The sequence below is a fragment of the Sphingomonas ginsenosidivorax genome, from assembly GCF_007995065.1.
In the GTDB taxonomy this organism is placed as follows: Bacteria; Pseudomonadota; Alphaproteobacteria; order Sphingomonadales; family Sphingomonadaceae; genus Sphingomonas; species Sphingomonas ginsenosidivorax.
In genome coordinates, this window is the sequence record NZ_VOQR01000001.1 from 3,440,420 (window position 1) to 3,464,139 (window position 23,720).

Annotated in this window: 24 protein-coding genes; 9 read left to right on the forward strand and 15 right to left on the reverse strand. The window is 66.7% G+C overall.

Annotation, left to right across the window (positions count from 1 at the left end; genetic code table 11):
* Positions 1-123 precede the first annotated feature (123 nt).
* Positions 124-1,764 carry an alpha/beta hydrolase gene (locus FSB78_RS15705; RefSeq protein WP_147083501.1) on the forward strand — a complete coding sequence of 547 codons (1,641 nt, stop codon included), beginning with the start codon at positions 124-126 and terminating at the stop codon, positions 1,762-1,764.
* Here the strand turns inward: FSB78_RS15705 and FSB78_RS15710 are convergent.
* A complete protein-coding gene (locus FSB78_RS15710) occupies positions 1,745-2,377 on the reverse strand; it encodes a TetR/AcrR family transcriptional regulator (RefSeq protein WP_147083502.1) in 633 nt (210 codons plus the stop codon). The genes FSB78_RS15705 and FSB78_RS15710 overlap by 20 nt on opposite strands.
* 33 nt (positions 2,378-2,410) lie before the next feature.
* Here FSB78_RS15710 and FSB78_RS15715 point away from each other — a divergent pair, with 33 nt between their 5' ends.
* Complete coding sequence (locus FSB78_RS15715; protein ID WP_158638025.1) at positions 2,411-3,622, forward strand: alpha/beta hydrolase family protein; 1,212 nt, start codon at positions 2,411-2,413, stop codon at positions 3,620-3,622.
* Between the two features lie 90 nt (positions 3,623-3,712).
* Here FSB78_RS15715 and FSB78_RS15720 read toward each other — a convergent pair whose 3' ends face one another.
* Together FSB78_RS15720 and FSB78_RS15725 are read right to left on the reverse strand one after the other, a co-directional pair.
* Positions 3,713-5,125, reverse strand: a complete 1,413-nt coding sequence (locus FSB78_RS15720) for a S41 family peptidase (RefSeq protein WP_158638026.1) — start codon at positions 5,123-5,125, stop codon at positions 3,713-3,715.
* A gap of 201 nt (positions 5,126-5,326) precedes the next feature.
* On the reverse strand, positions 5,327-5,737 hold the full coding sequence (locus tag FSB78_RS15725; protein WP_158638027.1) for a cupin domain-containing protein: 411 nt from the start codon (positions 5,735-5,737) through the stop codon (positions 5,327-5,329).
* Between the two features lie 147 nt (positions 5,738-5,884).
* On the opposite strand from FSB78_RS15725, the gene FSB78_RS15730 reads away from it, so the two are divergent.
* A complete protein-coding gene (locus tag FSB78_RS15730) occupies positions 5,885-6,751 on the forward strand; it encodes a LysR substrate-binding domain-containing protein (protein ID WP_147083506.1) in 867 nt (288 codons plus the stop codon).
* Positions 6,752-6,881: 130 nt separating this feature from the next.
* Here the strand turns inward: FSB78_RS15730 and FSB78_RS15735 are convergent, their stop codons facing one another.
* The gene (locus FSB78_RS15735; protein ID WP_242008437.1) at positions 6,882-7,280 is read right to left on the reverse strand and encodes a winged helix-turn-helix transcriptional regulator; all 399 of its coding nucleotides are present in this window, start codon (positions 7,278-7,280) and stop codon (positions 6,882-6,884) included.
* Positions 7,281-7,386: 106 nt separating this feature from the next.
* Here FSB78_RS15735 and FSB78_RS15740 point away from each other — a divergent pair, with 106 nt between their 5' ends.
* A complete protein-coding gene (locus tag FSB78_RS15740) occupies positions 7,387-8,313 on the forward strand; it encodes an NmrA/HSCARG family protein (protein ID WP_147083508.1) in 927 nt (308 codons plus the stop codon).
* 117 nt (positions 8,314-8,430) lie between these two features.
* On the opposite strand, the gene FSB78_RS15745 is transcribed toward FSB78_RS15740, so the two are convergent.
* The gene (locus FSB78_RS15745; RefSeq protein ID WP_147083509.1) at positions 8,431-9,318 is read right to left on the reverse strand and encodes a LysR family transcriptional regulator; all 888 of its coding nucleotides are present in this window, start codon (positions 9,316-9,318) and stop codon (positions 8,431-8,433) included.
* Between the two features lie 290 nt (positions 9,319-9,608).
* Here FSB78_RS15745 and FSB78_RS15750 point away from each other — a divergent pair, with 290 nt between their 5' ends.
* Positions 9,609-10,076, forward strand: a complete 468-nt coding sequence (locus FSB78_RS15750; RefSeq protein WP_158638028.1) for a hypothetical protein — start codon at positions 9,609-9,611, stop codon at positions 10,074-10,076.
* A gap of 84 nt (positions 10,077-10,160) precedes the next feature.
* Positions 10,161-11,177: a zinc-dependent alcohol dehydrogenase family protein gene (locus FSB78_RS15755; protein ID WP_147083511.1), complete on the forward strand. Its 1,017-nt coding sequence runs from the start codon at positions 10,161-10,163 to the stop codon at positions 11,175-11,177.
* A 165-nt stretch (positions 11,178-11,342) separates the two neighbouring features.
* Here the strand turns inward: FSB78_RS15755 and FSB78_RS15760 are convergent, their stop codons facing one another.
* Genes FSB78_RS15760 through FSB78_RS15785 form a run of 6 tightly spaced genes read right to left on the reverse strand, consistent with a single transcriptional unit; the run spans position 11,343 to position 17,037 of the window.
* A complete protein-coding gene (locus tag FSB78_RS15760; RefSeq protein ID WP_147083512.1) occupies positions 11,343-12,236 on the reverse strand; it encodes a ParB/RepB/Spo0J family partition protein in 894 nt (297 codons plus the stop codon).
* The gene (locus FSB78_RS15765; RefSeq protein ID WP_147083513.1) at positions 12,233-13,012 is read right to left on the reverse strand and encodes a ParA family protein; all 780 of its coding nucleotides are present in this window, start codon (positions 13,010-13,012) and stop codon (positions 12,233-12,235) included. Before FSB78_RS15765 ends, FSB78_RS15760 begins: the two co-directional genes overlap by 4 nt.
* Positions 13,009-13,623, reverse strand: coding sequence for a 16S rRNA (guanine(527)-N(7))-methyltransferase RsmG (locus tag FSB78_RS15770; RefSeq protein ID WP_147083514.1), 615 nt, complete (start codon positions 13,621-13,623; stop codon positions 13,009-13,011). Before FSB78_RS15770 ends, FSB78_RS15765 begins: the two co-directional genes overlap by 4 nt.
* On the reverse strand, positions 13,620-15,455 hold the full coding sequence (gene mnmG, locus FSB78_RS15775; protein WP_147083515.1) for a tRNA uridine-5-carboxymethylaminomethyl(34) synthesis enzyme MnmG: 1,836 nt from the start codon (positions 15,453-15,455) through the stop codon (positions 13,620-13,622). The genes FSB78_RS15770 and mnmG overlap by 4 nt, the downstream gene beginning before the upstream one ends.
* 60 nt (positions 15,456-15,515) lie before the next feature.
* On the reverse strand, positions 15,516-16,790 hold the full coding sequence (gene mnmE, locus FSB78_RS15780) for a tRNA uridine-5-carboxymethylaminomethyl(34) synthesis GTPase MnmE (protein ID WP_147083516.1): 1,275 nt from the start codon (positions 16,788-16,790) through the stop codon (positions 15,516-15,518).
* A gap of 4 nt (positions 16,791-16,794) precedes the next feature.
* Positions 16,795-17,037, reverse strand: coding sequence for a DUF6489 family protein (locus FSB78_RS15785; protein ID WP_147083517.1), 243 nt, complete (start codon positions 17,035-17,037; stop codon positions 16,795-16,797).
* Positions 17,038-17,148: 111 nt separating this feature from the next.
* Between FSB78_RS15785 and FSB78_RS15790 the strand changes: the two genes are divergently transcribed.
* The gene (locus FSB78_RS15790; RefSeq protein ID WP_147083518.1) at positions 17,149-17,847 is read left to right on the forward strand and encodes a dienelactone hydrolase family protein; all 699 of its coding nucleotides are present in this window, start codon (positions 17,149-17,151) and stop codon (positions 17,845-17,847) included.
* A gap of 181 nt (positions 17,848-18,028) precedes the next feature.
* Here FSB78_RS15790 and FSB78_RS15795 read toward each other — a convergent pair whose 3' ends face one another.
* From FSB78_RS15795 to hemE, 4 genes are all read right to left on the reverse strand, one after another.
* Positions 18,029-18,748, reverse strand: coding sequence for a TerC family protein (locus FSB78_RS15795; protein ID WP_199743295.1), 720 nt, complete (start codon positions 18,746-18,748; stop codon positions 18,029-18,031).
* Positions 18,749-18,947: 199 nt separating this feature from the next.
* Positions 18,948-20,204, reverse strand: coding sequence for a transcription termination factor Rho (rho, locus tag FSB78_RS15800; RefSeq protein ID WP_055874916.1), 1,257 nt, complete (start codon positions 20,202-20,204; stop codon positions 18,948-18,950).
* Between the two features lie 303 nt (positions 20,205-20,507).
* On the reverse strand, positions 20,508-20,969 hold the full coding sequence (locus FSB78_RS15805) for a CopD family protein (RefSeq protein WP_147083519.1): 462 nt from the start codon (positions 20,967-20,969) through the stop codon (positions 20,508-20,510).
* Complete coding sequence (hemE, locus tag FSB78_RS15810) at positions 20,966-21,994, reverse strand: uroporphyrinogen decarboxylase (RefSeq protein WP_147083520.1); 1,029 nt, start codon at positions 21,992-21,994, stop codon at positions 20,966-20,968. The genes FSB78_RS15805 and hemE overlap by 4 nt, the downstream gene beginning before the upstream one ends.
* Positions 21,995-22,299: 305 nt before the next feature.
* Here hemE and FSB78_RS15815 point away from each other — a divergent pair, with 305 nt between their 5' ends.
* Together FSB78_RS15815 and FSB78_RS15820 are read left to right on the forward strand one after the other, a co-directional pair.
* Positions 22,300-23,118 carry a pyruvate, water dikinase regulatory protein gene (locus tag FSB78_RS15815; protein WP_147083521.1) on the forward strand — a complete coding sequence of 273 codons (819 nt, stop codon included), beginning with the start codon at positions 22,300-22,302 and terminating at the stop codon, positions 23,116-23,118.
* Entirely contained in the window at positions 23,115-23,705 is a 591-nt protein-coding gene (locus FSB78_RS15820; RefSeq protein ID WP_147083522.1) for a Maf family protein, read from the forward strand. The genes FSB78_RS15815 and FSB78_RS15820 overlap by 4 nt, the downstream gene beginning before the upstream one ends.
* The last annotated feature ends 15 nt before the right edge of the window (positions 23,706-23,720 follow it).

Sequence of the window (23,720 nt, forward strand, 5' to 3'; positions counted from 1 at the left end):
GCGGACACCGGCACCAAGCGTCCGGTGTTCGCGAACGCACGAACACCGAACCCGATAGACCCAACGGCCTCGATCGCCGCGGCTCCGGCGGCACCGAGCCCTGCCCTCCCTGCTAGGACCGCCATGCGTCTTCTGCTCGCTCCGCTCATCGCCGCCGGCCTGGTTGCCGCGACGTCGCCGGGGACACGCGTCGTCGTCGCGCTGCCGCCGGGCATCGTCGGCGACGCCAGCGGACGACTGCTGCTCTTCGCCGTTCCGGCGACCGCCAAAAACGCGGATAGCGATGCGGTGGATGTCGATTCCGACGGCGTGTCGGTCGCGGCGCAAGACGTCGCCGGGTTCGGACCGGCGGGCAGCGTCACGATGGATACGCAGGCAATCGCCTTTCCCGAAAGTTTCGCGGCGCTGAAGGGCGAGTACCGCGTGCAGGCAGTGCTGGATCGCGACGCGAGCTACAACTACGGCGGACGAGGCCCGGGCGACCTCGCTTCCAAGGTCGTGACCGTCCGTTTCCCGCTGGCGTCCGTGCCCGTCATCCCGCTGGACCACGCGCTGCCGCCGGAGGCCGGCCCGTTCGACGTCGCCGGACTGCCACCCGTCGCGGCGGAGCAGATCACCGCGTCACGGCCGCATCTGCATGACGAACGCATCGCATCGCGCCTGCTCACGCGCTTCCACGGTTCCAGCCAGAGCGTCGCGGCATGGGTGCTGACGCCGCCCGGCTATGATCCCAGGTCGCGAACGACGTATCCCACGGTCTATACCGCCGGCGGCTTCGGCACGACCCACAAGCTCGACGGCCAGACGCTGTCCAAGCAATGGCATCTGATGGAGACGGGCGTCATTCCGCCGATGATCTGGGTCGCGCTCGATTTCGCGACGCCGACCGGAACGACCGAGTTCGCGGACAGCGCCAATAACGGACCCTGGGGCCGCGCGCTGATCGACGAGGTGATACCGACGCTCGAACGCAGATACCGGATGGACGCCAGACCGTCGGGCCGTTTTTTGACCGGCCACAGCTCTGGCGGCTGGTTCGCTCTATGGACGATCGTCCACTACCCTGCGCTGTTCGGTGGAAGCTGGCCGACCTCTCCCGATCCGTCGGACTTCCACGACTTCATCGGCGTCGATCTCTACGCACCCGGCGCGAACATGTATCACGACGCGGCCGGCGCGCCCCGCCCGCTCGAGCGTGACGACGGAGAGGTCCGGGAAACCATCGAGCAGCACGTCCGGATGGAGACCGTTCTCGGTCGCGAAGGCGGCCAGTTCCGCGCGTTCGACTGGGTGTTCTCGCCACGCCGCGCCGATGGCTCGCCCGCATTCCTGTTCGACCGCAGGACCGGTGCGATCGACCCGAAGGTCGCCGCGTACTGGCACGATCATTACGATATCAGCCACCGCATCGAGGCAGACTGGCCGCGACTGAGAACGGATCTGGACGGCAAGATCCATCTGACGGTCGGTGCCGCGGATTCCTATTATCTCGACGGCTCTGTGCACAGGCTCGAGGCCGCAGTCCACCGGGTCGGTGGACGGGCCGATTTCACCTACGTTCCGAAAGCGACCCATAGCATGACCCAGGTCTATGCGCGCGACGGCGACCGTAATGCGCTGTGGAAGGACATGACGCACGCAATGGTCGCGATCGCCCGGGCGACGCCGGAGGCGGACAATTCACCTCGCTCTGAGGCGAACTTCGCCGGTCATGTCCGACCGGAAACGGAACCAGACAGGACGCTCAACCAGAATCGGCGTTGACCCCGCTGGCCGATACGTTGTCGAGCACGGCCGGCAGCAACCTCGCTATCACGGCGTCCGCGTTCTGGTCTTCCGAGACGAATATGCCATCGAGCATCAACACGGCAAATCCGTGGACCAGCGCCCACACCGCGATCGCTGGGGCATCCTCGACGGCTCCGGGCGCTTGGATCGTCGTCGTCTTCGACGTCATGATGCGACTGAACATCGAGAAGGCTCGGTCCGCCACGTCGCGGTAGGTGTCATTGCCCTGGTCGAGCAAAGCGCCGCGCCACATGAGCTGGAACCGAGCCGGGCGGTCGATTGCGAAGCGGACGTAAGCGATCGCTACGGCGCGCGCCGCCGCACCGGCCGGAGCGGCATTCTCCGCGTCCGACAGGGCCTGTATCAGATCCACGAACCCGCGCGTCGCGACGGCGGTCAACAGACCGCGCTTGTCGACGAAATGATGCGCCGGCGCAGACGGCGAGACACCGGCGCGCCGCGCCGCCTCTCTCAGGCTGAAACCCTCGACGCCCTTTTCCCCGAGAATCGCCTCGGTCGCATCCATCAACGCCTCCGGCAACTGGCCATGATGGTATTGGAACTTGACGGTGTTCAGATCGTTCGTCATTCGCAATCTATACACTGTTTAGAAGGACCTGTCATGCTTCGACTGAACCCCGATCATTCGTTCAACTACGAGCTTCTCCGCATCCTCGGCACGGCGCACGACCACGGCGCCGACGTGGCGGAGGTCCTCGACGTCGCCGGCGAAATCGTCGCCGGCGATTTCGAGAGCTGGTTCGACGCGTTCAGCAAACGGGCGCGGCACGTCGATGCGCAGGCGCAAGGGTTCGCGAACGCCGGTCGCGATGCCAGCGCACGCGGCACGTTCTTCCGGGCTGCCAGCTATTACCGCGCGGCCGACTTCTTCCTGCACGGCCAGCCGGACGATCCCCGGATCGCGTCGATCTGGAAGGATGCGACCCGCTGCTTCGACGCCGCGAACGCACGGCTGCCGATCCCCGGCGAGCGGATCGACGTCCAGGCGGACGGGTTCAGCGTACCGGCGATCTTCTTCCGCTGCTCCACCGATGGTGTCGCGCGCCCGACGCTGCTGCTGATGAACGGCTATGACGGTTCGCAGGAGGAGATGTATCACGTGCTCGGCGTCGCCGCGCTGTCGCGCGACTTCAACGTCGTGACGTTCGAAGGACCGGGCCAGCCCACGGTGATCCGGGACCAGGGCCTGACCTTCATCGACGAGTGGGAGAAGGTCGTGACGCCGCTCGTCGACTGGTGCCAAAGCCAGCCGGAGATAGACGCGGGCAAACTCGGCCTCGTCGGCTATTCGCTGGGTGGCTGGCTCGTCGCGCGGAGCGGCTGTTTCGAGCATCGCCTGGCGGGGATCGCCTGTGTCGACGGCCTGTTCGATCCGGCCCGTGCGTATCGCGCGAGCCTGCCGGACTCGATCTGCGCCGCGATCGACCGGCGGGACGCCTCCACCGCCAACGCGGCCCTGTCGACGGCGATGGCGGCCAACACCATTCTGCGGTGGGCGATCGAGCAGGGTATGTGGGCCTATGGCTGCGCAACCCCGATGGACCTCATGCTGCGTTTCGACAAACTGACGCTTGATGGCATCGTCGATCGGATCACGACCCCGGTGCTGGTATGCGAGGGCGCGGACGACCAGTTCTTCCTCGGTCAGGCCGAGCGGCTTGCCGATGCGCTCGGCGCGCGTGGCGATCACGTGCGTCTGACATCCGCGGACTCCGCGTCCGAGCATTGCCATGTCGGGTGCAGCGACCTTCTGGGCAACGTCGTCCTCGACTGGTTCGAAAGCCGGATGACGAACACCCCCGAGCCCGCCTGAACAACGACAGCCGCCGCCGATCCATCGACCAGCCGGATCGGCGGCTGCTATCAAGGATCGCTCTCCTCCGACGTTGGACCGGCGCGCACTCTATCTGGCGCCGGATCGATCGCTCGGAATCACGACCCGTTCGATCCATTCGCGCACCTTGGCATCGTCGCCGATATTGCCATCGAACGCGTATGTCGGCTTCTGCGGGACGGCATCGCCCCTGACGCGGCCATCGCGCGTCATCGTCGCCGCCGAGACCCGGCCGTTCCCGCTGGGGAGCGGCATGCCCAGCGGCGTACCGGTGCGTTCGTCGACGAACGTGTCCTGACCGATCTGCGTGACGCCGGGGAACAGCTTCAGTTCGTCGACGAAGCTGATACAGGCGCTGCCGCATCGATAGTCGGTCAGAACGTACACCTTCGCCCTGACCGGGTTGGGAGGCGCGCGATCGGTCGGCCTCGGCAACGGCGTGGCCGCATTGCGATACCATGGACGTCCCTGCTTCAGCGCCTCCTCGATGCCGGCATTGACCGGATCCTCGCCCGTGCCGCCCCCACGCGGCAGGTCGAGCGGTTCTTCGACCGCGCCGCCTTGAGCATCGGAGGCTCTGTAGCTTGCCAGTATTTCCGGCGTGGCGCGGTGCACGGCCCGGATGGCCAGCCGTGCGCGCGCATAATAGTCGGCATATGCGTCCCCATACAGTCCGCGCAGAAAGGCCATGAACCAGTTGTAGGGGCCGCCGCCATTGCCGCGCACGTCGAGCACGATCACGGATTTATTGCGGATCCTGGCCGCGTCGGCGATCACCGCGTGGAACGCCCTGGCCTCCTCGGGACTATCGGGCTGGAAGATGCCGAGCCGGACCCACGCACCGTCGGTCGAGAAGTCGGAGATGCGGGTCTCGCGCGTGACGCTCCCGCTGGATGCTCGCACATTTGCCAGATGCTCGGCGAGCGGCAGCGGGCGCCAGGCGAGCGGGTGCGAGACGCCGTCGATCACGCAGGCCGCCGACCGCATAACGAAGGGGTTGCCGGCGTCCACGAACATGGCGGTCGCGGACGATGCCCTGGTGGATTCCAGGCCGGCATGGCCGCCCTCGAACTGCGCGATCCGTTCGACCCACGTCTCGACGGGCACGCCATCGCAACTGGTGATCTCCGAACCATCATGGATGTCGCCGCCGGAGGTCGCAGATGTCAGGTACCGATGCCCTTGATAGGTAGCGAGGAAGCCCGGCCAGCTCAGTCGGCTCTGCATCACAAAGAACGAAATGCCGATATGCTCGTCGTCGAAGCTGTTGATGAACCGCTTCAGCAACGCTCGGTATCCCGCGAAGCTGCCGACCTTCGGCAGATCCCGAAGCGCCTGCATGCGCGCCGCCTCGACCGTCTTCGCGAAGGAAGCAGGGTCGGGATAGACCGCACCGATATACTGGCTGCGGATCAGCGCCGTCGCAAAGTCGAGATCGATCCTCGCCATCTCGCGCCACGGCGCCTGATCCGTCGTCGGCATCTGAACCTGCGCGGTCGGTACGGGTCGTGCCGCGGCGACCCCCGTCCCCGTCGAGCTTAGAGCACAGGCCGCGAGGCACCCCCCAGCAATTCGAATAGAGGCCCGCATGTCGCTGATTTCCAATTCTTCCGTGGCCCAGGCGCTAGCTATCCCGGGCTGACGACCACTGGCAATCGCCGCGCCCGCGCAGCTTCGGCTGCCTCACTTCCCGGGTAGCAGATCGATCAACGGCCGGCTCGCGGTATCGGTCAGATAGAATAGCGTGATGGCTGCCGATCTGGTCCGCGACACATTGTCGAAGTGCAGGATCCGGTGGCGAGCCGGTTCGAAGAACGAGTCTCCGACATGCAGGATGCGCCGCCGCTCGCCTTCCGGCTGGAACACGAAGCTCCCCTCGGTGACCACGCCGACGGTCGACGCGGGATGCAGGTGCAGCCCGGTCGGCTGGCCCGGCGCGAACCGGATGTGCGCGCCACGCACGAGCCGCACCGTCGGATTTGCGGCCGGCAGTTTCGCCTCGAGCACGGACTGGCGTTGGAGCGGGGGATAGGTTTGCGCGCCAACCGGTGCGTTCACGCTGAGGATCGCCAAAGCGACCAGGAGTTTGGTCATGATCATTATTCCCTCGTACGAGCGGCAAGCGTGTCGCCAGTCACTTGACGGCTACGAGGTAGGCCGGGATACAGTTCGGAAATATCGAAAATATCAGAACGGTCACTTCAATAAAAGAGAACTGTCATACTCGGCACGAACCTCGACATGGACGTCCTGCGAACCTTCGTGCTCGGCTTCCAGCTCGGCAGCTTCTCTCGCGCCGCTGAGCGCCTCGGGCGATCGCCGTCTGCGATCAGCACGCAGCTGCGCAAACTCGAAGACCAGATCGGGCAACCTCTTGTACGCAAGGCGGGCCGTGGGCTTGCGCTGACGGACGTCGGCGACACCCTGTTCAGCTATGCCCAGCGGATACTCGCGCTGAACGACGAGGCGATCGCCGCGACCCGAGGATCCGGAGTGGAAGGGTGGGTCAAGCTCGGGCTCTCGCAGGATTTCGCGGAAAGCTGGCTCGCAGACGTGCTCGCCCAGTTCGCTCGACTCCACCCGAAGGTGCGGGTGGAAGCCCAGGCCGAAAAGACGGGAGCGCTGCTCGAGAAGACGATCCGCGGCGAGCTCGACATGACGTTGGGTTGGGGATCGACCGTCGAGGGACTCGAAGTCGAGCATCTGGCGGATATCCCCATGGTCTGGGTAGGACCGCGTGACTGGCCCGGCATGTCCGCGTTGCCCGGCGACGCGCTCTCGCTGGTGGCCTTCGAACCACCATGCTCGTTCCGCGATCCCGCGATCGCAGCCCTCGACAAAGCTGGCATCTCCTGGCGGGTCGTCTTTTCGAGCCCCAGCCTGTCGGGATTGTGGGCCGCCGCAACCGCGGGGCTCGGCATCACGATGCGGACGTCGATCGGGCTGCCGGACTCGCTCGTAGCGCTCGACGCAAAGAAGCTGGGCCTGCCCAAATTGCCCAGCGTACCTCTTTCCCTCTACTCCGTCGGGCAAGCCGGAAGCACGGCCGCTACCGTGCTAGCCGAAATTCTCGTGGACGTCGTCCGCGACAAGGTCGCCGCCGGATAAGCACCTGGCGTCAGGGCGCGAGCCGGAGAGATCGGTCTTTCCCAATTTTCGGTGCGCGATCTTCCGCGTGCAAGATCGCATGTCAGCCCGTCGTCCTCCGATGACAGGCGCGCTGTCGCGAGCGCGCTGGTCAGGTCTGCCGCTCATCATAGGCCTCGCGGTGCTCCGCGATCCGGGGCCAATTGTCCTTGATCCAGGATGTGAAGCCCTCGAGCGCAGGCAGCATGCTGGCACCCATCTCGGTCAGCTCATACTCCACGCGCGGCGGGACCTCGGGAAAGTAATGCCTCGTCAGCAGGCCATCGCGCTCCAGGTTGCGGACTGTCAGCGTCAGCATCCGCTGCGTGATCCCTTCGATGCCGTTCTTCAGGGCGGAAAAGCGGAGCCGGTGCCCGGTCGCCACCGCGAGGTGCGACATGACGAGGATGGTCCACTTGTCGCCTAGCCGCGCGAGAACGCTGTTGGGAGCACAGGGCTTGAAGCGGGGACCCCGATCGGTCTGCTCATAGGCCCGGCCGTGGATTAGCATGTCCAAAGGTATCAGTCCTGTGCCTGAGGGTAAGACATGTGCCGTCTTCCGAGCGCGTTGGCCCGGTATATATGCGTAACCCACGTTCACGCGGAGGGTAATCTCGATGTCCGACAGCAAACGACCGATCCTGGTCTTCGGCGCCACCGGCCAGCAGGGCGGATCGGTCGCCGCCGCGCTGCTAAAGGCAGGTTGGCCGGTCCGCGCACTGGTCCGGGACACCGCATCGGCGAAGTCCGCCGCGCTCCGCGAGGCGGGCGTCGAACTCGTCCGGGGCAGTTTCGCCGACACGGACGCCATTCGCGGTGCGATGAACGGCGTTCACGGGGTCTTCAGCGTCCAGCCGAGTTCGGGACAGGGGCCGATCCTGGGCTTGAGCGACGAGGACGAAGAGCGTTTCGGCGTTTCCATTGCCGACCTTGCCGTCGAGACCGGCGTCGATCATCTCGTCTACACGTCCGCCAACGGCGTCAGCGACGAGCCGACGGGAATGGCGCATTTCGATACTAAGGGCCGCATCGAGGCGCACATCCGCACGCTCCCGATCAATGCGACCATCGTCCGCCCCGCGGGATTCATGGACATGCTCGTCATGCCGGGCTTCGGACTCGATCAGGGTCGCTTCGACTTCTTCCTGCAGCCGGACCAGTCGATGGAGCTGATCGCGGTCGAGGATATCGGCCCGTTCGTCGCCGCGATCTTCGCCGATCCGGCACGCTTCGGCGGACAGACGCTCACCATCGCGAGCGACGTCGTGACCGGTCGCGATCTCGAAACCGCATTCACCGACGCTGCGGGCCAGCCCATCACCTATGGCCGCTTTTCCGACGCCGTTCTGGCCGCCAGTCCTTTCCTCGCGAAGCTGACCGCGATGGCGGATGAGGGCCTGTTCTCGAACAAGGCGGACCTCCACGCGCTGCGTGCGATCAACCCCGAGATGCAGACCTTCCGTGCCTGGCTCGACGGAACAGGCCGAGAGGCGTTCGAGAAGGTACGCGGCACGGCCGGCGCATGGGAATATGGCACCGCGTAGCGATCGCGCGGGTCGTGGGCAGAGAACGCGGTCCTGGATGGACGTCTCGCGAAGCGGCAACGCGCGTTGCCGAGGCGCGCAAGCTCCGGATCGACTGGTCTGCTCGAGCTGGCGACATCACAAGCCGGCGGCCAGGCTGTCGATTGCAGCGCGAACCCGCGTCGGCAAATGCGGGGCCTCTGGCCAGATGAGGTGTATCTCGTCGAGCCTGCTGGCGTAGTCGGGCAGAAGCTCGACCACCGTCCCTCGTTTCAGACTGTCGGCGATCAGCCATTCCGGAAGCCAGGCGATGCCATATCCTGCGACGACGGCGTCCAGCATGGTTCCCAGATCGTCGAGGCGCAGTCGCGCATTCGGGGTCATTTCCGTCAAGCGGCCATCTGACGACTGGAACTGCCAGGTCTGGACCCGCCGGTCGCGCATGTAGACGATCGCATCATGTCGGGCGAGTTCGCCGAGTTCGACGGGCATCCCGCGCCGTTCGACATAGGACGGCGCCGCGCACACGATGGTCCGCTTGCGCGCGATGCGCCGTGCCATCAGACCCGTTCCCGCGCCGATCGGGCCGTTTCGGATCGCGAGGTCCATTCCCGTGTCGAACAGGTCCAGATGATGATCGCGAAAATCAAGTTCCAGGACCAGCTCGGGGTTTTCCGCGGCCAGTCGTAGCAGGATGGGAGCGACGCACAGCCGTCCGAAGAGGACGGGCATCGACATCCGCAACGTACCGTCGACCTTGGTCCGGCCGGTCTCGATCAGCGTCGTACCGGTGTGGAGGACCTCGATCGCCCGCTGACAATGTTCGTAGAAGGACTGGCCGTCGTTGGTCAGGCTCAAACTGCGCGTCGTGCGCTGGAAGAGCCGGACGGCGAGCCGTTGCTCGAGGCGGGCAATGGCCTTGCCGACGGCAGAGCGGGAGAGATGCAGGCGCCGACCGGCAGCCGAGAAACTGCCGCATTCCACCACGGCCACGAAAGCGGGCACGTCGTTGAAAAGGTCGATCATGATTGTAGCTCCAGACGCGACAACATGTAGGCGTAATGCCGCGATTGTCAGCGGAAAAAAGCACTACATGGGTGGGAGCAGCCAAGGAGCTACCGATGCCCAACGCCCTCATCCATACGCGGCCGTCCACCAGGACCTGGGCAGGACCTCGATGTGCGCTGTCTGTCGCTTCGCTACTGCTTGCGGCCTCGGCATCGACTTTCTCGGTACCCCTCTCCGCCGCCCGGCCGAGTCCGGAGGAGGCCGCCGTTGTACGATCAGACCCCAATGCGCCGGGGCCGGAAGGTGCGATGCTTGCAGCGCAGGTCGGAACATGGACGGTGACCGAAACCGTCTGGGGTACGCCGAACGCGCAACCGGTCATCAGCGGCAACCTCGTGGCCGAGCGCCGACTGGTCGGCAACCTCCTCGAGGAATCGCTCCGGGCCGCATCGGGCGGCGCGGTCCTGCGCCGTGACTTCCTGACCTTCAACCGCATCGAGGGTCGCTGGGAGTACATGTCGTTCGATACGCGCGCGGCGGTCGGCATGATGACCGCGCAGAGTCTCGGGCGCGAGAAGAACGGAACCATCGCACTCGTCTTCCAGCCTTTCGCGCTTCCGGGCGAAGGAGCGGGACAGGGGCAGATGCTCCGGATGCGGCAGGAAATCGTTCGGATCGGACCCGACCATATCGTCAAGGACCAGTATTTCACGCTGGCGGACGGTCTTGGCGGCGAGTGGCTGGCGCATCGCTACGACGCGGTTCGCAGGCCGTGACGATCGAGACGCGTCACGCGCCATAGGCGCTCTTCCGGACCGATACCCCGCCAGTAACCCCAAGACTCACGAGAAGGCCTGAACATGAAAGCCTATCAACTCGCCTCCGCTGCCGGCATCGACGGCCTGCGTCTCGTCGACCGCCCTCGCCTTCCCCTCGCCGCGAACGACGTCCGCGTGGCGATCGGCGCGGCGGCGCTCAACTTCCGCGACCAGATGTTCGCCGACGGCAATTACGGCGTACCCGCCGGCAACATCGTTGTCCCTCTCAGCGATGGCGCCGGCGAAGTGGTCGAGATCGGGGGCGCCGTGACGAGAGTCAAAGTCGGCGATCACGTCATGCCCGGCTTCTGGCCGAAGTGGGTGGATGGCGACATCGCGCCCGACAAGGTGGCCGGCGCGTTCGGCGCCCAGTTCGACGGCACACTGGCGGAAGAACTCGTCACGGACGAACAGGCGCTGACCATTACCCCCGCCGGGCTATCGATGGTCGAGGCCGCTACGATCCCGTGCGCCGGCGTGACCGCGTGGAACGCATTGTTCGTCCGCGGCAACCTGAAGCCCGGTGCGACGGTTTTGCTCCTCGGGACCGGTGGCGTCTCGGTCTGGGCCTTGCAGCTGGCGCATGCAGCCGGTCTTCGCCCTATCATCACCTCGTCGAGCGACGCGAAGTTGGCACAGGCACGCGCGCTCGGCGCGGTCGAGACGATCAACTATGCGACCCATCCGGAGTGGCAGGACGAGGTGACGCGACTGACCGACGGTCGCGGCGTCGACCTGGTGGTGGAGGTGGGCGGTAAGGGCACCATGCCGCGCTCGGTCGCCGCCACGCGTCTGGGCGGAACCGTCATCGTGGTCGGGGCGCGCGCCGGCGTTCAGGAAGGCGGCGTGGACCCCGGTGCACTGATCGGCGGCGCCAAGACGCTGGCCGGGATCATGGTCGGCAGCCGTGCCATGCAGGAGGACCTGGTGCGCTTCATCGAAGCGACGGGCATTCGGCCGGTCATAGACCGCCGCTTCGCGTTCACCGATGCGCTCGATGCCTACCGCCACTTGCAGACGGGTGCGTTCGGGAAAGTCGTGATCGATGTGACTGGCTGAAGGACCTGTCCGGACGAAAGGACTTCATGATCGCAGTCGTTGCGTCCCCTGGTCGTCAGGGCCGCGTGTCAGGAGAACTAAGTTCACCCCATACCCGCCCCAAACGGGCATGGTCGATGCAACCCGAACGATGCGGGACGAACCACGTCCCGCGATCGGCGGCGCCTAGATCGCGCCGCCGGTGAGCCGCTGGCAGACCATGTCGAGCTGGTCGAGCGTCGAATAGCTGATCGTCAGCGTACCGCCCGTCTCGGCATGCGCAACGCGGACCTGCAGGCCCAGCAGGTCCGCGAGCTGGCGTTCGAGCGCGGCGATGTCCGCGTCTGGGATCCGTGCCTCGGCAGGCCCTCCGGCACGGGCACGCGGTGGCTTGGCCGCCCGCGTCAGCTTCTCGGTGTCGCGCACCGACAGACCCTTGGCCACGACCTTGTCCGCCAGCGCCTCGACATCGGGCGCCCCGAGCAGCGCACGCGCATGGCCCATCGACAGCGAACCGTCCATCACCTGCGACTGCACGACGTCGGGCAGCTCGAGCAGGCGCAGCAGGTTGGCAACATGGCTGCGCGACTTGTGGACGATCTTGGCGAGCGCCTCCTGCGTATGGCCGTACTCGCCGGCAAGACGCTGGTAAGCCTGCGCCTCCTCGATCGCGTTGAGATCCTGCCGCTGGATATTTTCGATCAGTGCGATCTCGAGCGTCTCGGAATCGTCGAAGTCGCGGACGACGACCGGCACCTCGTGCAGCCGCGCGCGCTGTGCCGCACGCCAGCGACGTTCGCCCGCGACGATCTGATAGTCATGGCCGTGCGGCCGCACGACGATCGGCTGGATCAGCCCACGCGACGCGATCGAGGCGGCGAGCTCGTCGAGCAGCGCGTCGTCGAAATGGCGCCGCGGCTGGTCGGGATGCGGCGACAGCGAGCTGACCGGCAGCATCCGCACGCCCGATGGCGGCGGTTCGGTGCCGGGCGTGACGGGCGCCTCGCGCGCCATTTCGCCGAGCAGTGCGTTCAACCCGCGCCCCAGCCCCGGACGGCCGCGCTTCATACCCTCGCTCATGCCGCCTCCGCCGCTGCGGGCAGCCGGACGAGCAGTTCGCGCGCCAGCGCGATATAGGCCTGCGACCCCGAGCATTTGTAATCGTAGATCAATGCGGGCAGCCCATGGCTCGGCGCTTCCGACAGGCGGACGTTGCGCGGAATGACGGTCTCGAACACCACTTTGCCCAGCACGGCCCGCACGTCCGCCGATACCTGGTCGGTGAGGCGGTTGCGGCGATCGTACATGGTCAGCGCGACGCCGAGGATCGAAAGTCCGGGGTTGAAGCGCTGGCGGATCCGCTCGACCGTGCTGAGCAGCTGCGACAGCCCTTCCAGCGCGAAGAACTCGCACTGGAGCGGCACGAGCAGCGAATCCGCCGCGACCATCGCATTGATCGTCAGCAGGCCGAGCGACGGCGGGCAGTCGATCAGCACGATGTCCCACTGGCCCCGCGCCGCCTTCATCGCGCGATCGAGCCGGTGCGTGCGCGCGTCGTAATCGACGAGTTCGATCTCGGCGCCGGACAGGTCGACAGTCGCCGGCACGACATCGAGCCGCGGCACGCGGCTGTGCACGACCGCGTCGTCGATACTGGTCTCGCCCACCAGCACGTCATAGCTCGACCGCTCGCGCGACGAATGCGCGATGCCGAGTCCGGTCGACGCGTTGCCCTGCGGGTCGAGATCGATCAGCAGCACGCGCATGCCCGTCGCGGCCAGCGCCGTGGACAGATTGATGGCGCTGGTGGTCTTGCCCACCCCGCCCTTTTGGTTTGCCACGGCAATGCAGATCACCGGGCGCTTACCTTGTCCAGAACCACGATCGACGACTCCGGGCTCGTGACGCTTTGTTCCACGTGGAACATAAACCGCCAATGTTCGCGCAACGCGGCAAGCTCATCCTCGTCGAGGCGACCTCGCGGAAGGAGCCACCGCGTGTCGGTAGTGGCGCAGTGCGCCGCTGCGCGCAAAAGGTTTTGCAACGACGCGACCGCACGCGCCGAAATAATCTGCGCCGTCCCCGCCACTTGTTCGATCTTCTTCGCTTCCACGGTGACGCGGTCGCCGACCCCGAGACGCGCGATACACAGCGACAGGAAGTCGGCCCGCCGCCGTCGCGGTTCGACGAGCACCATCCGTGCCGGGATCACGAGCGCGACCGCGAGCCCCGGAAAACCACCACCGGTGCCGATGTCGATCCAGCTCGATGGCGTCTCTCCTGCCAGGCCGACCAGCTGGACCGAGTCGACGGCATGGCGCGCCCAGATCGACTCGATCGTCGAGGGGGCGATCAGATTCTGGTGCGGCGCCTCGGCGACGACCATGTCGAGAAACGCCCCGAGCCGGTCGGTCGCCTCCGTACCGAACCGCTCCGCGATCCAGGCCTTCGCATCGTCTTCGGTCATGCGGCCATCTTTCGCGTGTGGAGCAGTACGGCGGATAGCGCCGCCGGGGTAATGCCCCGGACCCGCGCCGCTGCCGCGAGCGAAGCCGGCCGGGCCGCGCTCAGTCGGTCGATCATTTCCTGCGATAGTCCCGGGACCGCGGCATAGCGGATCGCGTCGGGCAAGGGGATAGCTTCGTCGAGCCGCATGCGTGCGACCTCGGCCGCCTGGCGTTCGACATAGGGCGCGTAGCGTGCGTCCTCGAGTCCCTCGGCAACAACGGCCTCCGACAGCCCGCGCGCGGCATCAGGCGCGACGTGATCGAGCGCAACGCCGTCGAATCGTAACCAGTCGAACGCCGTCCGCCGCGCACCGTCCCGGCTGACCCCGACTCGCTGGTCCGCGATTTCCGTCGCGGTCAGTTCATGGGTCAGTCCCGCACGAAACAGGGCGCGCTCGGCATCGCGGCGATCCTGATGCGCGATGCGGTCGGCGCCAAGGCAGCCGGCGTTACGCGCGATGCCGCCGAGCCGGGTCTCGGCATTGTCGGCGCGCAGCGACAACCGGAACTCGGCGCGCGCGGTCAGCATGCGATAGGGTTCGGTCACGCCCTGCAGCACGAGGTCGTCGATCATCACGCCGAGATAGCTCGACGCCCGGTCGAGGATCACGGGCGCCAGGTCGCACGCATAGGCCGCTGCGTTGAGCCCGGCGACGAGCCCCTGCCCTGCCGCTTCCTCATAGCCCGTGGTGCCGTTGATCTGCCCTGCGCAGAACACGCCGGGCATCGCGCCGAGCGCGAGCGTCGCATCCAGCGCGCGCGGATCGACATGGTCATATTCTACCGCATAACCCGGCACCGTGACCGTCGCGCGCTCGAGCCCCGCGATCGTACGCAGGAACGCCGCCTGGATATCCACCGGCAGCGAGGTCGAGAGGCCATTGGGATAGACCGTCGCGTCTTCCAGCCCTTCGGGTTCGAGGAAGACCTGATGGCCGTCACGGTCGCCGAAGCGCTGGACCTTGTCCTCGATCGACGGACAATAGCGCGGCCCCGCCCCCTCGATCGCTCCGCTGAACAAGGGGGACCGATCGAACGCCGACCGGATGACGTCGTGCGTTGCGGTCGTCGTCCGCGTGATCGCACAGGCGACCTGTGGCAGGATTCGCGCCGCCGTCATCGGCGACATCGTCCAGGGCTCGGCGTCGGACGGCTGCTCGGCAAGCGCCGCCCAGTCGATCGTCCGGCCGTCGAGCCGGGGCGGCGTCCCCGTCTTCAGCCGTGCCATCGGCAAGTCCCGCGCGCGCAACTGCGCAGCGAGCGGCTTGGCCGCGCGTTCGCCGATGCGTCCGCCCTCGTCCCGCTCGTCGCCACGGAACAGGCGAGCGCCGAGAAACGTCCCCGTCGCCAGCACGATCGCGCGCGCCTCGATCGTAGCCCCATCGGCCAGGACGATCCCCGTCGCCCGGTCGCCGTCGAGCACGAGCGCAACGGCTTCGCCCTCCACGACCGTCAGGTTCGGGGTCTCGGCGATCATCGCCTGGATTGCGGCGGCATAGAGACGCCGGTCGGCCTGCACCCGCGGCCCCCACACGGCGGCCCCCTTGCTGCGGTTGAGCATACGATGATGGATCGCAGCAGCATCCGCGGCCCGCGCGATCAGCCCGTCGAACGCGTCGACCTCACGGACGATATGCCCCTTTCCGAGCCCGCCGATCGCGGGGTTGCAGGACATCGCCCCGATCTGCCGCGCGTCGAACGAGACCAAGGCGGTCCGCGCGCCGCGTCGCGCAGCCGCGGTTGCAGCTTCGGTGCCGGCATGGCCACCGCCAATGACTAGTACGTCGAACATGCCCCTGCCCTAAGCCGCGCGACGCTTCGGGTCAAAGTCACGGGTGTTCCACGTGGAACATCACTTCCCGATACAGAAGCGGACGAAGAGGGCGTCGAGCATCTCGCCGGTCGCATCGAGCCCCAGGATTGCCGCAAGTGACATCCGAGCCTGCCGCAGATTCTCACCGAGTATCAGCGGGTCGGTCGTCGGATCGCGCAGCGCGGCAACGGCCGTGGCGCAGCGGCTCCGCTGATCCCGCTTCAACGCGATCGCATCCCCTCGCGGCAGCATCCTCACAGCGCGGTCGTGCAGAGCGGTCCAGACCCGCTCGCCCGACCCGCCATCATCCTGCGCGATCGCGAACGCCCGACCGGCGGGAAGCCGTTCGCGCCCGGCAATATCAGCCCGCGCATGCACCCAGATCGCGTCGGCGCGCGGTGGCGTTTCGTCCCCGAGCCAGAGCGGAATGTCCGCCGACCGGAACGCGTCCTCCGCGCGCGCGACCCCGATCGCCTCGATCGGATCGTCGGTCGCGGTCAGGCCGGCCGTGTCGGTCAGCACATAGGCGATACCGCGACGCGTCACCGGCACGTCGATCCGGTCGCGCGTGGTTCCCGAGATCGCGGACACGATCGCCGCGTCGCGGTCACCGAGCAGGTTCAGCAGGGTCGACTTGCCGCTGTTGGGCGGTCCCCCGATCACCACGCGAAGTCCGTCCTTCAACCGTTCGACCGGCGGCGCATCGATCACCGCCGCGATATCCGAAGCAAGGGCCGCTGCGTCGGCCCGGACGGCGGCGAACGCGGCTGCGTCGTTGTCGACATCGTCCTCGTCGGCGAAGTCGAGCATCGCCTCGACGCGCGCCGACAGCATCGCGACGCGGTCCATCCACGACCGGATGGCCTGGCTGACACGGCCCTCGGTCGCGCTGAGCGCGGCCTGGCGCTGTGTCTGGGTCTCCGCCTCGAGCAGGTCTGCCAGCCCCTCCGCCTCGGCCAGATCGATCCGGCCGTTGCCGAGCGCCCGCCGGGTGAACTCCCCCGCGACCGCCGGACGCAGTCCCGCGATCCGCCCGAGCGCGGCTTCGACCGCCGCGATCACCGCACGGCCGCCATGGCAGTGGAACTCGACCAGGTCCTCGCCAGTCGCGGTGGCCGGGCCGGGGAAAGTAAGAACCAGTGCGCGATCCAGCACGCCGTCCCCCTCGCGCAACGCCCGCAGGCTGGCGCGGCGCGGTTCGGGCAATCCACCGGCAAGAGATTCTCCCGCCGCAAACGCGCGCGGTCCGCTGATCCGGATGACGGCGATCGCCGCCGGCGGTCGTCCGCTCGACGTCGCGAAGATCGTGTCCATGCGCTCAGCTACCGGATGTGCCGCCCGTCGTGCCGCGATCGAACAGGCCCTTCCAGAAACTCATCCCCGCCTCACCCATCGGTTGCCACGCCCGGATCATCGCGTCGCGCATCTCTGGCGCGATCTGACCCTGCATCGTCTCCATCATCATCGCGACATAGCGGTCGTGGATCGGCGTCAGATCGGGCAGCCCGACCGCGCGGCGCGCCTCTTCCGGCGTGCACTCGAGTTCGATGTTGATCTTCAAGGCCTGGCCCCTCTTGAGCGGTACGGTGGTGCGCGGCATAGCGCGCGGACAATATGCGCGCGATGCCGCGGCGCCCGCAACGGCTATCGCGCTCGCGCAAGGAGACGCGTTATGACTGCCACGATCACGATCGACACGCTGGACGGCAGCGGTCAATTTTCCGGCTACATCGCCAAGCCGCAGGCACAGGCGAAAGCGGCGATCGTCGTCATCCAGGAGATCTTCGGGGTGAATGCCGGCATCCGCCGCAAATGCGATACGCTCGCCGAAGCCGGCTATCTGGCGATCGCGCCCGACCTGTTCTGGCGGATCGAACCGGGGATCGAGCTCGACCCCGACATCAAGTCCGAGTTCGACCGTGCGCTCCAGCTGATGGGCCAGTTCGACCAGGACCAGGGCGTCGCGGACATCGAAGCGACGATCCGCGCGGCGCGCGCGCTGGTGGACGACGGCAAGGTCGGCGTGGTCGGCTATTGCCTCGGCGGGCGCCTCGCCTTCATGGCCGCCGCGCGGACCGATGCCGATGCGAGCGTCGGCTATTACGGCGTCGGGATCGACGGGCTGCTCGGCGAGAAGCACGCGATCGCCAACCCGGTGCTGCTGCACGTCCCCGAAGAGGATCATTTCGTCGACAAGGCCGCGCAGAAGGCGATGCACGCCGGGCTCGACGATCACCCCAAGGTGACGATCCACGACTATCCGGGCGAGGATCACGGCTTCGCGACCGAGTTCGGCGAACGGCGGTCGGATGCGTCGGCGAAGCAGGCGGACGCGCGGACGGCCAAGTTCTTCGCCGAGAACCTCGCCTAATCTTAACCTGCCCTCACCCTTCCCACCGCAAGAGCGGCGGGCCCCTTCCCTCTCCCATCGGGAGAGGGAGAGACGCCGAAGGCGTCGATGGGTGAGGGCAGGACGCGGATGACGACCGCCATGAAAAAGGCCTCGCCGGACGATCCCGGCGAGGCCTTTTCGCTGTCTCGAAACGATGCGATCAGCGGAAGAGCGAGATGATCCCCAGCGTCTCGCCGGTGCCGACCCAGCCTTCGTAGATCATCTTGCAGGCGACCACGAGGATCACCGCGAGGCCGACATAGGCGATCCAGCGGTAGCGGTTGATGATGCGTGCGATGTAGTTCGCGGCGAGGCCCATCATCGCCACCGACAGCAGCAGGCCGATGACGAGGATGCCGGGATGCTCGCGCGCCGCGCCCGCGACCGCCAGGACGTTGTCGAGGCTCATCGAGACGTCGGCGACCGCGACCGCCCAGGCCGCGCTGGCGAAGCCCTTGGCGGACCGGAGGCCCGAATGCTCGTCGCCCTCGATCTCCTCCGAGCCCGCATTCTGCGCGCCCTCGCGGATTTCCCGCCAGAATTTCCAGCAGACCCAGAGCAGCAACAGGCCGCCTGCGAAGATCAGCCCGACGATCCCCATCAGCCACGTCACAATCAACGCGAAGAAGATGCGCAGGACCAGCGCCGCGCCGATGCCGATCAGGATGACCTTCTTGCGCTGGTCGGCGGGCAGACCCGCGGCGAGCGCGCCGACGACGATCGCATTGTCGCCCGCGAGGACGAGGTCGATCATCAGGACCGATCCGAACGCGGCCAGCGCCTTCGGATCGCCCAGGTTGGAGAAGTCGGCGACGATGTGCTGCCAGATCTCCAGCGGCGAACCGGGTCCGGCCACGGTCGTCGCGGCGGCGGCCAGCATGGCGATGATGCTCAAAATGTCAGCTCCCGGTGACGGTAAAATGGGATCAATAGCAAAGCGGCACGCGAAAGCCATTGCCCTCGCGTGCCGCGATGTCGGTGGTAACGCGCCGCGGCGAAGCCGCGTCGTCGGTCGGGGCGGTGCCCCGCCGGCCGGATCGATGCGAGTCCCGCTGCAACGTGCAGCGGGCCGCATTCGATCACTGATTCATGGAATCGAAGAAATTCTCGTTGGTCTTCGAATCCTTCATCTTGTCGAGCAGGAACTCCATCGCGTCGATCGTGCCCATCTGCATGAGGATGCGGCGCAGCACCCACATCTTGGAGAGCTTGGCCTTGTCGACCAGCAGCTCTTCCTTGCGGGTACCCGACTTGCCGACGTCGAGCGCCGGGAAGATGCGCTTGTCCGCGACCTTGCGGTCAAGCACAATTTCCGAGTTGCCGGTGCCCTTGAACTCCTCGAAGATCACCTCGTCCATGCGGCTGCCGGTATCGATCAGCGCGGTGGCGATGATCGAGAGCGAACCGCCCTCCTCAATGTTGCGCGCGGCACCGAAGAAGCGCTTCGGGCGCTGCAGCGCGTTCGCATCGACACCGCCGGTCAGGACCTTGCCCGACGACGGCACGACGGTGTTGTAGGCGCGGCCCAGACGCGTGATCGAGTCGAGCAGGATCACGACGTCCTTCTTGTGCTCGACGAGGCGCTTGGCCTTTTCGATCACCATCTCGGCGACCTGCACGTGGCGCTGCGCGGGTTCGTCAAACGTCGAGCTGACGACCTCGCCCTTCACGCTGCGCTGCATGTCGGTGACTTCCTCGGGGCGCTCGTCGATCAGCAGGACGATCAGGAACACCTCGGGGTGGTTGTCGGTGATCGCCTTGGCCATGTTCTGCAACATGACCGTCTTGCCGACGCGCGGCGGCGCGACGATCAGCGTACGCTGGCCCTTGCCCTGCGGGCTGACGATGTCAATCACCCGCGCCGACTTGTCCTTGACGGTCGGGTCGGCGGGATCGAGCGTCAGCTTGCTCTCGGGGTAGAGCGGCGTGAGGTTGTCGAAATTGACGCGGTGGCGGACGACGTCGGGGTCGTCGAAATTGACGGCCGTGAGCTTCACCAGCGAGAAATAGCGCTCGCCATCCTTCGGCCCGCGGATCTCGCCCTCGACCGTGTCACCGGTGCGCAGCCCGAACTTCCGGACCTGGTTCGGCGAGATGTAGATATCGTCGGGACCGGCGAGATAGTTGCTCTCGGGCGAGCGCAGGAAGCCGAAGCCGTCGGGCAGCACCTCGATCGTGCCGAGACCCATGATCTGGTCGCCATTGTCGGCCTGGACCTTGAGGATCGCGAACAGCAGGTCCTGCTTCCGGAGCGTGGACGCGCTCTCGACGCCCAGTTCTTCCGCCATGCTGACCAGTTCGGCAGGCTTCTTCTTCTTCAGGTCTTTGAGATGCATGAGGATTTCCGGATATCGATCGACGGGAGGCGTATTCGGCGGAGCGCGCTTGAAAAGCGAAACTGGGCGAAACGATAGGATAAAGCCACGACCGGGCAGGACGCCAGGAGGCCGTGTCTGGGCTCGGGTTAGAATTGGGGTGGCGGTTAGTCAAGCGGAGACGAATGCCCTTAACCCTCCCCCGCCAGGGGGAGGTGTCACTGCAGGTGACGGAGGGGGCGGACACGAAGCAGGCGTTATCGTTTCCGCCCCCTCCGTCACGCCACGCGTGCCACCTCCCCCTGGCGGGGGAGGATCGAGACGTCAGAACGGCTTCACGATCACCAGCACGACGATCAGCGTCACCGCCAGCGCAGGCACCTCGTTCAACATCCGCAGCTGCTTGCCCTTGAGCGTCGGCGCACCGCGGGCGAGCTTCTTCGCATAGCCGACCGCCCAACCGTGATAGCCCGACAGGATCAGCACCAGCAGCAGCTTGAGGTGCAGCCAGCCGAGCCCCGGCGCGCCGTCCGCCAGCCCCAGGTTGAGCGCGAGCGCGATCCCGAGCACCCAGACGACGATCATCGCAGGCGTCAGGATGATGCTGCGGATCTTGCCCTCGCGGTCGACCCAGCTCGCGGCCTCGCCCGCGTTGCCGGCGGCCAGCGCCTCCTGGTGATAGACCAGGTAGCGCGGCAGCATGAACAGCCCCGCCATCCAGAAGATCACGAAGATCAGGTGCGCGGCCTTTACCCAGTCATAGGACGCGCCGAGGAAACCGCTCATGTAGTGCTCCGTACGCGGGCGATCAGCTGTTCGACATGCGCGATCGGCGTGTCGGGCAGGATGCCGTGGCCAAGGTTGAAAATGTGCGGACGATCGACGAACGCCGCAAGGATCCGGTCGACCGCCGCATCGAGCTCCTCGCCGCCCGCGATCAGCGCGAGCGGATCGAGATTGCCCTGCACCGGCATGTCGGCGGGCAACGACGCATGCGCCCAGACCGGATCGACCGTCTCGTCCAGCCCGATCGCATCGACGCCCGTCTCGCGTGCATAGGCGAGCAGCTTGCCCCCTGCCCCCTTCGGGAAGCCGATCACCGGCACCCCAGGGCAGCGGTCGTGCAGCGCCGCGACGATCCGCGCGGTCGGCGCGATCACCCAGCGTTCGAACTGGGCGGGCGACAAGGATCCCGACCAGCTGTCGAACAGCTGCACCGCATCGACCCCTGCCGCGATCTGCTTCGCCAGATAGTCGACGGTACTGTCGGCGATCGCGTCGATGATCGCGCCGAAGCCGACCGGGTCGCCGTACGCGAACCGCCGGGTCTCGCCCTGGTCCTTGCTGCCCCTGCCCGCCACCATATAGGTCGCGACCGTCCAGGGAGAGCCCGCAAAGCCCAGGAACGTCGTCGCGGGCGGCAACGCCTCGGCGACGCGCGCCACGGTGCTGTAGACCGGCTCCAGGCGCTCGGGATGGGCATGAAGCCGGTCGAGCGCATGATCGACGAGCGCAGGCTCGAGCCGCGGCCCCTCGCCCACCCCGAAGCTCAAATCCTGTCCCAGCGCCCAAGGCACCATCAGGATGTCGGAGAACAGGATCGACCCGTCGAACGCGAACCGGCGGATCGGCTGCAGCGTCACCTCGGCCGCAGCCTCGGGATCGGTCGCGAGCGCCAGGAAGCCGCCCTTGTCCGCCCGCAGCGCGCGATATTCGGGGAGATAGCGTCCGGCCTGGCGCATCAGCCAGAGCGGCGGCACGGCCTGACGCTCGCCACGGAGCGTCGCGAGGAGGGGCTTGGGATCGGTCAACGGGCGTCCCCTTCTTCAATAAAGAAGATTCTAAAAAGGATTGTTGAAGTGGTTGGCAGGTGGATGTCGGGGCTTATGCGGTCATCCCCGAAATGCCAACAGCTTGACCGTGGCGGCACCGCGGAAACGCCGTGATTCGGATCGGGCGTCCCCGTTATCCACAGGCTGTTGAGCAAAACACTCCCTGTGTGCGGGGCTGTGGATAGATCGGGACTTTTCCACGGGTCCCGGGTCGCTTGGCGGAGGGGCGGAGTTACGCTAGCCCTTGTGCCCATGTTATCCACAGAACTGCCCGGGACCGGCCGATGATGCGCCTGCATCTCCACCTGCTGTCCGACTCCACCGGCGAGACGCTCGAGAACATCGCCAAGGCGGCGCTCGCGCAATATGACGACGTCGAGACCGTCCGCCATTTCTGGCCGATGGTCCGCACCGAGGCGCATCTCGAACGCATCCTGCAGGAGGTCGCGCAGAACCCCGGGCTCGTGATCTTCACGCTGGTGAACCCGGCGACGCGGCGGATCCTCGAACAGCGCTGCCTCGCGCTCGGCCTCCCCGCGGTCGCCCCGCTCGATCCGGTCAACGACGCGCTGTCGGGGCTGCTCGGCCAGCAGGCCAAGGCCCGGCCGGGCCGCCAGCACGTCCTCGATGCCGCCTATTTCGCGCGCGTCGATGCGATCCAGTGGACCATCGCGCATGACGACGGGATCGCCTCGGACGAATGGGAAGAGGCCGACGTCGTGCTCGCGGGCGTATCGCGCTCGTCGAAGACGCCGACCTCGATCTATCTCGCCAATCGCGGCTACAAGGCGGCGAACATCCCGATCGTGGTCGAGAGTCCGCCGCCAAACAATCTCTACGGGTTGAAACACCCGCTGGTGGTCGGCCTCACGACCAGTGCGGACCGGCTGATCCAGGTGCGTCGCAACCGGCTGTTGTCGCTGCACCAGGCGCCCGACACCTCCTATGTCGAGGAGGAAGCGGTGATGCGCGAGCTGGCGTTCGCGCGGCGGATGTTCGCGGACAATGGCTGGCCTGTGATCGACGTGACCCGGCGATCGATCGAGGAAACCGCCGCGGCGATCATCGCGCTGTGCAACGACCGCCGGGGTGTCACCGCATGACCTTGGTCCTCGCATCGCAGAGTGCATCGCGTCGCGCGATGCTGGCGGCGGCAGGCGTGCCGTTCGAGGCGACGCATGCCGGTGTCGACGAGGATGCCGCGAAGCCCGCGCTGCGGCATCTGGCGCCGCGCGATCTCGCCGACGCGCTCGCCGAACTGAAGGCGCTGAAGGTGTCGGCACGCAAGCCCGGCCATCTGGTGCTCGGCAGCGACTCGCTGGTCGCGTTGGCGGACGGCAGCATCCTCGACAAGCCGGTCGACCGCGCCGATGCCGCCGACCATCTCCGCCGCATGGCCGGCGCGCGGCACGATCTGTGGAGCGCGGCGGTGATCGCCGAGAACGGCCAGATTGTCTGGCGCCATGTCGAACGCGCGAAGGTGTTCGTACGCCCGCTGTCCGATGCGTTCATCGAGACCTATCTCGACGCCGAATGGCCGGCGATCGCGAACTGTGTCGGATGCTACCGCGTCGAAGGTCCCGGCGTGCAGCTGTTCGAGAAGATCGAGGGCAGCCAGTTCACCGTGCTGGGGATGCCGTTGCTCAACGTGCTCGACTATCTGCGGGTCCGCGGCGAGCTCCCCTCATAACGACCCCGCCAGCGC